The sequence below is a fragment of the Candidatus Coatesbacteria bacterium genome (genome assembly GCA_014728225.1).
Lineage (GTDB): Bacteria > RBG-13-66-14 > RBG-13-66-14 > RBG-13-66-14 > RBG-13-66-14 > WJLX01.
The window spans coordinates 1-11,653 of the sequence record WJLX01000144.1; the positions used below are offsets into that span (position 1 = coordinate 1).

Sequence of the window (11,653 nt, forward strand, 5' to 3'; positions counted from 1 at the left end):
CCGTCGCGACACCGGGTTATCCGAGAGGCAATGCGCACGACAAGAAAACTGATCGTCACACCCGACCGAGTTAACAATGAGCGCCGAGAAAAGCGAACAGTGTCCGCAATGCGGTGGCCGCGGCTGGCGTCCCGTCACGGACGAGGCGGGCCGTGTGCGTTTCCGGATGTGCGAGTGCCGCCTGCGCAGCCGTCGGCGGGATTTGCTGGCCGAATCCGCCATCCCGCCGCGCTACGCCCACTGCACGTTCGAGCGCTACGACGGTCCCTACTCTCCCACCCAACGCCGCGCTTTGGAGACCTGTCGTCGCTTCGTCGACGAATTTCCCCATTGCGACGCCGGCCTGTTGTTGACGGGCAACTGCGGTGTGGGCAAGACCCACCTGGCTGTCAGCGCCTTGCGCGAGATCGCCGTCGAGAAGGGCCACAGCGTCCTGTTCGCAGACTCCCGCGAACTGATCGGTGAGATCCGCGCCGGTTTCGACGACGCCGCCGGGATAAACTCATACGGCCTGGTGCGCCGGGTGCTGGGAGTAGACCTGTTGCTGCTGGATGATTTGGGCGCTTATCATTTGACAAGCTGGGTCCGGGACACCTTCGCCGATATCATTACCCGGCGCTTCAACGCCCGGCGTCATGTGATAATCACCACCAACTACCCGGACCAGCGCTCGACGTACCAGAAGGAAACATTGGCGGACCGCATCGGCGAGCGTCTGCGTTCCCGGTTGTATGAACTCTGCCGCCACGTCCACATCGGCGGTACGGATGATTTTCGCCAAAAAGTCTTCCACGCGGGCCACGAACCCGATTAGCCCTTTTATTACCTACCGCGAAGGGGTATAATAGTTTTCAAGCGAATCAACCGTCCTCCAACGGGGAGTTAACATGCGCGCTTTTTCCAAGATACTGCTGACCCTGTTCCTGCTGCTGGCCTGCTGCGGCCTGGTCTTGTTCATCGGTTGCGACACCGGAACCGATGGCGGCGACGGTGACGGCGATGGTGACGGCGACGGTGACGGCGACGGCGACGGTGAGATCGTCGAATACAGCCTGGCCTGGGCCCTGGATATCGCCGCCGGCGTAGCCGACGGTCGTTTTGCCGACCCGATCCTGCTGGGCATCGGCGCCAACGATCTCGGCGACGACGGTCTGCTGCGCAACACCCATGACAACAGCGCCTGGTTCTTCTTCTACGGTGAGAACGGCGACCACGGTGAGGCCGATTACATCGTTTACGTCTTCTACGACGGTTCGACGGATTTCTTCCAACAGAATTTCACCGACACCGAATTGCCGGACTACGACGACGCCAAGGACTGGCTCGACGCCGCCGATGACGAGCTCGGCGTCGACCACAGCTACGCCAAGCTGTCGGTCTACGCCGACGAGGCCGGAGTCTTCGCCGACACCGACAACGTGGCCAAGGTTACCTATTTCATCGCCGACGACACCGAGGTCGGCGAGGTGTATCTGGACGCCGACGATTACACCATCCTGCAGTAGGCGGCGAACCCCCAGCATCGACGCTTCATCCCGACCGAGCAGGCGGTTTTCAACTCCCCGCCGGTCCACGAGGGTTGCAACCGAGCTGGCAAGTTTGTCAAGGGGCGACACTTCACCGTCGCCCCTGCTGCTTACCTGGTTGATTGTCCTTCGGCGGACCTCGAGTCCTATCGCCGACGGTCCGCGGGACGCGTCGGCTCCCCTTTTGGTACAATAGGCGGCGACAACGCACCGGCGGGAGGTTGCCCATGCCGCGACTCGTCGCCCTCGGCGACTCGATGACCCAGGGGGTCAATTCCGGCGCCGTCTGGAAAACCCAGTGGAGCTATCCGGCTCTGGTCGCCCGTTGTCTGGGCGAGAGCGTCGGCTTCGGCGGCGGTTTCGACTTCTGCGTACCCCATTACGGTATGGGCGGGCTGCCGCTCAATATCGAGCGCCTGCTGCACGACCTGCAGTTCCAACTCGGCGGCGGCGGCCTGGACCTGATCGACTGGGTGCTGGCGGCCAAACCGGCCGTCGAGAACTGGCTGGAGGAGCGCGACGAGTACTACGAGCACGGCTACGGCGCCCGGGCCCGCTCCTTCGCCGGCCCCTACCACCTGCTGGCCTGTTTCAGTTTCACCGTCGCCGACCTCTACGGCATCACCGGCGAGTACTGTGACGCCGTCATCCGTCGTCGGCGCTGGGACGAGCGCTCCCAGCTCATCGAAAAGTTCCCCAGCTCGGCCGTCTACCGCGCCGCCCGGCGCATCCTCAACCCCGCCGCCAAGCACCGTCTCAACAAGCACGCCATGGTCGACTGGCTGGGCGAGATCGAACGCAGCCAGGGTCCGATCGAGAACCTGATCCTCAACATCGGTCTCAACAACGCCGCCGGGACGGTCACCAGCCTGGAGATCGTCGAGACGGGTCCCGAGCCGCCCAAGACCAGCCTGCACGAGGAGTTCAGTCTTTGGCATCCGGCGGCCTTCGAGGCCTCCTACCGGGAACTGGCCCAGCGTATCGACGAACAGACCGACGCCCGGGTCTTCGTCGCCACCCTGCCCTACGTCACCATCGCCCCCCTGCTACGCGGCGTCGGCCCCCGGGCCTTCGGCCCCAAGGGCGAGCACTACGAGTTCTACATCCACTTCTACAACACCGACGACGACCCCGACCCCGCGGACACCAAGCACCTGACCGTCGACAACGTTCTCTATATCGAGGGCCGCATCGACGCCTACAACGAGGCCATCCGAAGCATCGCCGACGAGTTCGACTGGCATATCGTCGACAACGCCTGGCTGCTCAACGGCCTGGCCGGACGGGAGGACTACCGCCCCGATGTTTTTCTGCGCCGTTTTCTCGGTGGCGGCGATCACCCCTTGCTGCAGCTTAAACCCCTGCCGCGGCTTGAGCTCTACCGGGTCGACGAGGAGGGAAACCGCTACGCCGGCGGCCTGGTCTCCCTGGATTGCTTCCACGGCTCGACCTGCGGCCTGGGCCTGCTCGCCCGGCTGTTCGTCAACGCCCTGCTCGAGGCCGGGGTCGAGTTCCGCGACGCCGCCGGCGAACCCCGGCCGCCCGACGAGGTCGAGTTACCCTGGGAGCGGATCATCGCCGTCGACCACCTGCTCATGAGTCCGCCGCCGCTGTGGCAAGATCTGCTGCAGGCCGGCGAGCACGTCGCCGAGATCTGGGAACGCATCGGCGGCGTGATCAGCCTGTTCAGCCAGTAGGACGGCAGCATGGACAATCGAGAAATCGCCAAAACCATCGACCAGCTGGGTACAGCCAGTGAGTTGCTGGGGGAGAACCCCTTCAAGGCCCGGGCCTACCATCGCGCCGCCCGCACACTCAAGAGCCTGGAGGAGCCCGTCGCCGAGCTGGTCGAACAGGACCGCCTGGGCGAACTCGAGGGCTTCGGTTCGGCTATCGTCGCCAAGGTCGAAAACCTGCTGGAAACGGGCGAGCTGCCCCAGCTCACCGAGCGCCTGGAGAAGCTGCCCGCGGGGCTGTTCGAAATCCTCGAGATCAAGGGGCTGGGGGTCAAGCGCGTAAGGACGCTGTGGGACAAGCTGAACATCACCAACCTGGGGGAGCTGGAGTACGCCTGCCACGAGAACCGGTTGCTCGAGCTGGAGGGATTCGGGGAGAAGATGCAGCACAAGGTGTTGGCCGGGATCGAACTGCTCAAGGAATACCGCGAACGCCGGCTCTATCCGGAGGCCGACGAGGCCGCCGCCGAGCTGCTGCCCGTCATCGAGGCCGCCGGGACGCGGCGCGTCGCCGTCACCGGCAGCCTGCGCCGTCACGCCGAGACCGTCGGCGACATCGACCTGCTGGCCGTCGTCGACGAGGGCGGTGCCGAGGCCGTCGAAACCGCCGTCAGCGAACTCGACGAGACCGACGAGGTGTTCACCGCTGACGCCGAGCACCTGGAGTTCGAGTACCGGGGCATCGACGTCGAGCTGCGCTGGACCACGCCGCAGCGCTGGGGCGTCGCGCTGGCGCTGACCACGGGCAACGCCGGACACCGCGAGGGCCTGTACCGCCTCGCCGCCGAGCGCGGCCTCGACCTCGACGAACTGAGCGACGTCGACGAAGAGGTGCTCTACGCCGCCCTGGAGCTGCAGTGGATTCCCCCGGAGCTGCGCGAGAACACCGGCGAGCTCGAGGCGGCCGCAAGCGGTGAACTGCCAGAGCTGATCACAACGGACGACATCGCCGGCGTACTCCACGTCCACACCACGGCCTCCGACGGCGCCCAGACCCTCGAAGAGCTCCGCCTGACCGGCGAGGAGCTCGGCTACGCTTACATCGGCGTCAGTGACCACTCCCAAGCCGCTTTCTACGCCGACGGCCTCAGCGCCGAGGCCGTTCTCGAACAGCTGGAAAGCATCCGGCGCTTGAACGACCAGGACTCCAGTTGCCGCCTGCTGGCCGGGATCGAATCCGACATCCGCGCCGACGGCGCCCTCGACTACCCCGACGAGGTCCTGGCCAAACTGGATTTCGTCATCGCCAGCGTGCACTCCAACCTGTCGATGGATAAGCAGACGGCCACCGAGCGCATCCTGGCCGCCCTCGACAACCCCTACTGCGACATCCTCGGCCACCCCACCGGGCGGCTGCTGCTGGCCCGGGAGGGCTACGAGCTGGAGTGGGACCGCGTGTTCGAACGCCTGCTCGAACGCCGCGTCGCCCTCGAGCTCAACGCCAGCCCGATGCGTTTCGACGCCGACTGGCGCATCCTGCGCCGGGCCCGGGAACTGGGCATCCCCATCTGCATCAATCCCGACGCCCACAACCGCGGAATGTTCGACTACCTGCCCCAGGGGGTGGGCATCGCCCGCAAGGGCTGGCTGCGCCCCGGCGACGTCCTCAACACCCGCCCGGCCGACGAGCTGCTGGAATGGGTCCGCTCCCGCCGTCCGTGAGACCGCCATTCATTATTCCCAATTGAAAAGCCGGCCTGCAATCGGCCGGCTTCTCATCAGCTCGGACCTGGCTATTTGGCGCCCGCTGTACCCGCCAGGATACTGGCCAACTGTTCAAGGTAGGCATCCAAGAAGCTCTTGACGTTTTTTTCACTCACTCCGGCAGCCTTGAGTGAGTTCATCTTGGCTGACGAGCGGGTTTGCCTTACACGCTTTCTAAAATCAGCCATATTAATCTGTTCTTTTTTATAGTCTTTCAGTGCATCCAGTATTGGTTTCGCCGCCTTGGTGGCATACTCTTGGATGTCTTTTTTTGCGTCTGAAAAATGACCGTCAAGCAGGCCGTTGGTCCTTTCGATAAGCTCGACTAACTCGTAGAGAATGTTATCCAAATCCATCCCTATCCTCCCAGCTTGTCACGTGTCTACTAATCGATATTCGGAAACTCCGCATCTATTATCTATCAGCAAGCTGACATATTCTGTCAGTGCCTATCATTCCACGGTATACTACACGGTATGCTTTGCGCGACCTTTGAAAAACAGCCCTTCGAACACCCGCCCGGTGCGGCCGCGACTGCGCCGGAACTGGCACGGTTTTTGCGCAGGCGCGGCGTTATCGTCGTTCGGAACGGCCGCCGAGCTGCAAAAACCGTGCCAGTTCCGGCGGGGCGGCGGGCACACGCCGGTCACAGGCGGAAGCTGTTTTTCAAAGGTCGCGCTCACCCTTGCACAATCGGCGCACGATCGCTGTCGACGCTGGAAAGCAAACAGCAAACCCGCCGGTCGGCGGGTTTTATCGCTGGTCGCGGGAAGGCGGCGTCCTCTCAGCGCAGCTCGGCCTCGGTGACGCCGGTGCCGCCGAACTGGGGCTCCGGGGTGGAGAACGCGGCTACGTGACGGTGGCCGCGCAGGAAATCCAGCACGGCGAAGCGCAGGGCGCCGGTTCCTTTGCCGTGGATGATGCGCACCCGCTCGTGCCCGGCCAGGGCGGCGTCGTCGAGGTACTTGTCCAGCACCTCGAGGGCCTCCTCGACGCGCATCCCGCGCAGGTTGAGTTCGTGGGAGACGTCGCGGTCGGCGACCTCGACGTTGTCCAGGGCGCCGCTGCGCCGGGGGGCGCCGTCGGCGGTCGGGGTTAGTTTGGTGACGGGGACGGTCATCCGCACGGCCCCCATGGCGATGACTGCTTCGTCGCCCTTGAGCTCGAGCAGGTCGGCGGCGGTTGTCGCGCCGTCGAGACGCACCCGTTGGCCGACGGCCAGTTCGGCGGGTTTTTGACCCTCCGATTGCGGCTCCGCGGCCGCTGCTCCAGGGCGCTCTTGCAGCTCGCGGGCCAGCCGCTCGCGCTGACGCTGGAGGCGCCGCCTCGGCTTGCTCAGGCCGGCGTCGGTGGGAGCGCTTTTTTCGTCGCGCAACCTGCGGGCGGCGGCGGCGGTCTCAGCCTCGGCCAGCTTGAGTTCCTCCTGCAGCTCCTGTTTGAGCCGCTGGAGTTTTTCCGTGCGTCCGGCCTCGATGGCGGTCACCCGACGGGCGGCGTCCCGGCGGACCCGGATCAGCTCTTCGAGGGCCTCCCGGCGCCCCCGCTCGGCGTCGCGGCGTAGTTTGCGTTCGGATTCCAGCTCCTCGATCAGGCGGTCCAGCCGCAGGTAGTCATCGTCCAGGTAACCCTCGGCCTCGGCGACGAGTTCGGCGTTCAGACCCAGGTTGCGGGCCATCGCCAGGGTGTTCGAGGTCCCCGGTGTTCCCGTGGTCAAGCGGTAGAGCGGTTCGAGGGTTTGGGGATCGAAGGCCACGGCGGCGTTCTCCATCCCGGGACTGCCGTAGACGAAGCCCTTGAGCGAATCGTAATGACTGGTGGCCACCACCCAGGCCCCGTGGCTGCGCAGCTTTTCCAGGGTGGCCATCGCCAGAGCGGCGCCCTGGTCCGGGTCGGTGCCGGTACCGATCTCGTCCAGCAGGACCAGGGCCCGCTCGCCGACAGCCTCCAGGATCTCGCCCAACCGACGGACGTGGTAGCTGAAAGTGGACAGGTCGCCGGCCACGGACTGCTCGTCGCCGATATCGGCCAATACGGTCTGCCGCCAGCCGATACTCGACCCTTCACCGACGGGGATCGGCAGGCCGCATTGGGCCAGTACGGTCAGCAGACCGACGGTCTTGAGGGCCACGGTCTTGCCGCCGGCGTTGGGTCCGGTGATCAGCAGCACCTGATGGGGTTCACCTAGCTCGAGATCGATGGGGACGACCTCGTCGATCCGCTCACGATTTAGCACCAGCAGGGGATGACGGGCCTGGATCAGCCGGGTGTGACCAGTGGTGGTCAATTCGCAGGGCCGGGCCTCGAGGCGGCGAACCAGCCGGGCCGCCGCCGTCAGCAAATCGAGCTCGCCGACGAGGTCGTAATCGCGACGCAGCGCGGGCAACCGACGGCGGGCGTGCTCGGTCAGCTCGGCCAGCAGGCGTTGGATTTCGGCGGCGATCTCGTAGCCCAGGGCGGCCAGCTCGTTGTTGGCTTCGACGACCTCGAGAGGTTCGACGTACAGGGTGGCGCCGCTCTTGCTCTGCCCGTGGACGATGCCGGGTACACGACCACGGAAATCGCGCAACAGTGGGATGACGAAGCGGCCCTCGCGACGGGTGATCAGCTCCTCGCTGACCGCGCCGGCGGCGGCGGCGGAATCCAGCAGGCCGGTCAACCGGGACTGGAGCCGCCGGCGCCGGTCCTCGAGGCGACTACGCAGCCGGTGTAATTCGGCGGAGGCGTCGTCGCGGACCTCGCCGCGCTCGTCGAAGATTGCGAGAAACCGCTCCCGTAGTCCCGTCAGACTCTCCAGGCGTTCCAGAAAGGCGCACAGCCGGGGAAAGACCTCCCCGTCGGGCTCGACGGCCGTCAGACCGCCGACGACGACCACCAGCAGGTGCAGCGCCCACAAATCGGCCCGTTCCAGGGACAGCCGGGGTGAATCCAGACGCTTGAAGACCGGTTCCAGATCTTCGAGGCGCTCCAGGGGCGGGGTTTCACCCTGTCCGAGGCGGACCTGCAACTCGGCGATCAGCTCCATGCGGCGGCGGGCGGCAGCGGGTTCGGCCAGAGGCCGCAAGCCGTGGGCCCGTCGCTTTCCCGAAACGGTGCGGGCCTGGCCGGCCAGCCGCTCGAGGACCGGCGGCAGGTCGATCAGCTCCAGGCTGTGCTCGTCGAAGGGCATTGGTCTTGCTTGGTCTTTCCCGTCGCCTGGACAGTACCGCAACGGTAAACAAAACGTCCGGAAGCGCTTGTCAGCGGATCAGCTCGCAATTGCATAACTGCCAATCGCTTATCCGCGGCTTAACAGCCCGCAATTGTTAGTTAGCTCTCCGGCCAATTCCGCAGGCGCCGACCTTTGAAAAACTTGCTTGTTGGCAAAACCGCCGGTCAAGGACGCAGGCCGGAACTGGCACGGTTTTTGCATCTCGGCGACCGTTGTCAGCTCCGGCAACGGTCCGCCTCTGCAAAAACCGTGCCAGTTCCGGCGTCGGGTTGTTGGGTAAGCCGCCGGTGGTGGCTGTTTTTCAAAGGTCGGCGCGCCGGGCGCTAAAGATAACCCGGAGCGGGCTCGAATGCAAGCCCTTCCGGGGGGGATGTTTCTGCACGGAGCCGTCGTCGGTTCAGGCGAGGATCTTTTTCAGCCGGCGGATGGCGATATTAGTTGCCCGGCGGTAGGCGTTCTTTTTGGGGAAGACGGCGGCCAGTACGTACTCCTCGCCGTTGGCGCTGAAGAAGCGAAAGCAAAAGCGTCGCTTGTCCCGGGTGGTGGTCACCAGTTCGTCGAGGTCGGCGCCGATTGAGTCACCGCGCAGTTCGACGATCGGTTTCTGCAATTGGATGGAGACCAGGTTGAGCAGGTCGGCGTAGGTTTCCTTGCCATAGGAGGCGATGACCAAGCCCTCGTCGCCGATGAGCAGCAGCTCGTCCAATCCGGCCCTCTCGGCGGCCTCGTAGAGAATCTCGTTTACTGTTTCGACCAGGTTAACCATCTGCGGCCCCCTTCTTGATGAGGCGGGGTTAGCGGTTGACGCTTCGGCGACGGTAGATGATGAAGAAGTATGGTCCGCCGATCAGGGCCAGGGCGGCGCCGACGGGTAGGCCGGGCAGGCCCAGATAGCACACGGCCAGTCGGACGGCGTTGTCGGCCAGGACGACGAGAACCGCACCCGCGAGGGCGGACAAGGGCAGCAGGCGCCGGTTTTCGGCGCCCAGCCGAACCCGGACCAGGTGGGGGGCTACCAGGCCGACGAAGGGTATGATGCCGGCCAGGGTGACGGCGGTGGCCGTGGCCAGGGCGGCGGCCAACAGTGTTCCGCCGCGGGCGCGGTCGATGTCGACACCCAGGGAGTGGGCGCGGCGCTCGCCCAGTGCCAGGGCGTCGAGTTCCCGGGAGCGGGTCAGCAGGTAGACCAGGCAGGCGGCGATCAAGCCGGCGGCCAGGATCAGCGGGCCCCAGTCGACGTGGGGCGAGGCCAGGTCGCCCATCAGCCAGCCCAGTACCGCCCCCTGACTCCACAGCGGCAGCCAGGCCAGTATGATCAGGATCACCCCGGAGAGGCCGGCGTTGGTGACCACCCCGGCGACGATCAGCCCGGTGGAGTCGCCGCGGCGACGTCCGGTCAGGCGCCAGACCAGCAGGGCGGCGCCGATGCCGCCGAGGAAGCCCAGGGCCTGGCGACCGAGAAAGCCCAGGGTGGTCAATCCGCCGATACCGAGTAGGGCGGCCAGAGCCACGCCGACACCGGCCCCGGCGCTGACCCCGGTCAGGTAGGGGTCGGCCAGGGGATTGCGGGTCAGGCCTTGGAGGGTGGCTCCCGCGGCCCCCAGGGCGGCGCCGGTCAGCAGACCGAGCAGGGTGCGGCCCAGGCGCAGGATCAACACGCCCGGGGTGGCGAAATCAGCCGGCCCGACAAGCAGGCCCAGGGTAACGGCACCCAAGCCCAGCAAGCCCAGCAGCAGTGTTTCGCGCCGGCGGATCCCGCGCCACGATATGGACTCAGCACACCCCATCCGGGGCTCCGATCCGGCTGCGCGAGAGGACGCTGCAGGTTAAGCCGACTGATGTCATAGTAATAAACACGACTTGGCTAATAGTAAGCTCGCCACTGTTGCCTGTCAAGGAGTGCCCGCGGCGGGTCGGAGATAAGGGATCGGTTCACTATGGTCTTCACTTTGCTGAGAGAAATGAGTTATCATTAAGGAAAATGTGACCCGCATCACAGACGGCCCTAATTGCAGCGTAGTATTATTTATTTGTAACTTTGCCACAGGCAAACGGGGCGAAATAGTCAAGGGTCTTCGGGACTAGCTTCGGGACTAGCTTCGGGACTAGCTTCGGGACTGGCTTGGGGACTAGCTTCGGGACTAGCTTGGGGACTAGCTTGGGGACCAGCTTGGGCGTCCAGCTTGACTGGCACTCCACCACCGATTGGAGTTACTCAATCAACTCCCGGGTCCGTGTCTGCCGAGCCGGGAAAAAGAACTAGCCGGATCAATCGGGATCTATCCCCGCGAGATGAAATCCAAAAAGACTGGCAGCAGAGTCAGGGGAGGACGAGATGAAGTTTATGCATGTCGAGTTCGATCTCGAGGATACACACATCCGGCAGGATCTCGGCGGCCTGCTGGAAAAACACGGACTGCGCAAGTACGCCGACAACCACTACGTCGGCGACTGGGACAAGCACGTCGGCAGCCGGATCAGCCGCGAGCTGGCCGAAGAGTTGCGCAAGAAGAACTGCACCTTCAACGGCGACGACAACCAGCTGTTGATCTACGTCACCAACTACGAATGCGGTTGGCGCTTCCAGCGTAACGCCTGGCGCTCCCAGGGTTGAGCTCCCGGCTGCTGTCCGACCGGGTACCGGTCGCACATCCCGATAGCGACGGCAGCGGCCGGCCCGGTTGAGCACCCTGGCGTATCGACGTCTCCGGCGCGGTGGTTGGGCCGCCGGCAGGACTCGTTGTCGGCGTACCGCTTGAACACCCGGTACTCAGTAAAGGCAGTATCTCACGGGCATGAACCCGCCGGAACCACGCCGTTGAACGGCCCGAACCGCACTTGCAGCAGCCGGGCTGGTCTATCGTGAGGAACCGCGCGCGGTTCGGCTCGGCACCGAACGGGTTGTGATGCGCATTCCATTGTCAGACAGCTGTCAGACAGCTCATAGGGCGTCGCTTTTTATTTCCGGGCGGAACAGCGCCTACGAACGTCCGTCTTGCACTATCGGCAGTCCAGTTGGACGACTCGACAGACCGGTTTCCTTTTGATATCACGTACCGGCGCTGGACCTGCAAATGCCGAAAGCATATCCAGTAAAAGGCAGTTGGAAGAGCGGGGCACGCTCAATGACGCTTTGTTGAGGCAAGGCTTGAGGCTTATCAAGGTTGCCAAATCGGCACTAACAACCCGGGGCTGTTCGCTCCCCCGTCGGGCGCTGTTACTCTCATCAGGGAGCGTCAAATACAACCACCGTTTAGCAACAACCATCTAGGACTGCTCATCGACTACCGTGAACAGCAATCGGCGAAATCGTTGCCGGTGAAATCCTCTATCAGCGTATCCTGACGGTTATCGAGACATTTTTCGTCGTTCCGGTGGTTGAAGCGGAACGACCTTTCACGGATAGAGAGTCTGGAGTTGCGCTTGAAACCACCGTGGTGGGCTGTTGACCGGCGCTCGGCGCAGCCCCGGAAGTTCTC

General features: G+C 64.4%; 9 protein-coding genes. 5 read left to right on the forward strand and 4 right to left on the reverse strand.

Annotated elements, in window-relative coordinates; genetic code table 11:
- The first annotated feature begins 76 nt into the window (after positions 1 to 76).
- The 4 genes from GF399_10510 (at position 77) to GF399_10525 (ending at position 4,924) form a co-directional block, all read left to right on the forward strand.
- Positions 77 to 814, forward strand: coding sequence for a DNA replication protein DnaC (locus GF399_10510; GenBank protein ID MBD3400746.1), 738 nt, complete (start codon positions 77 to 79; stop codon positions 812 to 814).
- Between the two features lie 73 nt (positions 815 to 887).
- Positions 888 to 1,505, forward strand: a complete 618-nt coding sequence (locus GF399_10515; GenBank protein ID MBD3400747.1) for a hypothetical protein — start codon at positions 888 to 890, stop codon at positions 1,503 to 1,505.
- A 248-nt stretch (positions 1,506 to 1,753) separates the two neighbouring features.
- Complete coding sequence (locus GF399_10520) at positions 1,754 to 3,223, forward strand: hypothetical protein (protein MBD3400748.1); 1,470 nt, start codon at positions 1,754 to 1,756, stop codon at positions 3,221 to 3,223.
- A gap of 9 nt (positions 3,224 to 3,232) precedes the next feature.
- A complete protein-coding gene (locus GF399_10525; GenBank protein MBD3400749.1) occupies positions 3,233 to 4,924 on the forward strand; it encodes a histidinol-phosphatase in 1,692 nt (563 codons plus the stop codon).
- Positions 4,925 to 4,995: 71 nt separating this feature from the next.
- Here the strand turns inward: GF399_10525 and GF399_10530 are convergent, their stop codons facing one another.
- From GF399_10530 to GF399_10545, 4 genes are all read right to left on the reverse strand, one after another.
- The gene (locus GF399_10530; protein ID MBD3400750.1) at positions 4,996 to 5,322 is read right to left on the reverse strand and encodes a hypothetical protein; all 327 of its coding nucleotides are present in this window, start codon (positions 5,320 to 5,322) and stop codon (positions 4,996 to 4,998) included.
- Between the two features lie 428 nt (positions 5,323 to 5,750).
- Complete coding sequence (locus GF399_10535) at positions 5,751 to 8,132, reverse strand: endonuclease MutS2 (GenBank protein MBD3400751.1); 2,382 nt, start codon at positions 8,130 to 8,132, stop codon at positions 5,751 to 5,753.
- A 439-nt stretch (positions 8,133 to 8,571) separates the two neighbouring features.
- Positions 8,572 to 8,940, reverse strand: a complete 369-nt coding sequence (locus tag GF399_10540) for a hypothetical protein (GenBank protein MBD3400752.1) — start codon at positions 8,938 to 8,940, stop codon at positions 8,572 to 8,574.
- A gap of 28 nt (positions 8,941 to 8,968) precedes the next feature.
- Entirely contained in the window at positions 8,969 to 9,961 is a 993-nt protein-coding gene (locus GF399_10545; protein MBD3400753.1) for an iron chelate uptake ABC transporter family permease subunit, read from the reverse strand.
- A 548-nt stretch (positions 9,962 to 10,509) separates the two neighbouring features.
- Between GF399_10545 and GF399_10550 the strand changes: the two genes are divergently transcribed.
- Complete coding sequence (locus GF399_10550; protein MBD3400754.1) at positions 10,510 to 10,788, forward strand: hypothetical protein; 279 nt, start codon at positions 10,510 to 10,512, stop codon at positions 10,786 to 10,788.
- The last annotated feature ends 865 nt before the right edge of the window (positions 10,789 to 11,653 follow it).

Excerpts from the sequence above, each read along its gene's own strand:
- GF399_10535 (MBD3400751.1), bottom strand. The coding sequence starts at position 8,132 with ATGCCCTTCGACGAGCACAGCCTGGAGCTGATCGACCTGCCGCCGGTC.
- GF399_10510 (MBD3400746.1), top strand. The coding sequence starts at position 77 with ATGAGCGCCGAGAAAAGCGAACAGTGTCCGCAATGCGGTGGCCGCGGC.
- GF399_10525 (MBD3400749.1), top strand. The coding sequence starts at position 3,233 with ATGGACAATCGAGAAATCGCCAAAACCATCGACCAGCTGGGTACAGCC.
- GF399_10540 (MBD3400752.1), bottom strand. The coding sequence starts at position 8,940 with ATGGTTAACCTGGTCGAAACAGTAAACGAGATTCTCTACGAGGCCGCC.
- GF399_10530 (MBD3400750.1), bottom strand. The coding sequence starts at position 5,322 with ATGGATTTGGATAACATTCTCTACGAGTTAGTCGAGCTTATCGAAAGG.
- GF399_10520 (MBD3400748.1), top strand. The coding sequence starts at position 1,754 with ATGCCGCGACTCGTCGCCCTCGGCGACTCGATGACCCAGGGGGTCAAT.
- GF399_10515 (MBD3400747.1), top strand. The coding sequence starts at position 888 with ATGCGCGCTTTTTCCAAGATACTGCTGACCCTGTTCCTGCTGCTGGCC.
- GF399_10545 (MBD3400753.1), bottom strand. The coding sequence starts at position 9,961 with ATGGGGTGTGCTGAGTCCATATCGTGGCGCGGGATCCGCCGGCGCGAA.
- GF399_10550 (MBD3400754.1), top strand. The coding sequence starts at position 10,510 with ATGAAGTTTATGCATGTCGAGTTCGATCTCGAGGATACACACATCCGG.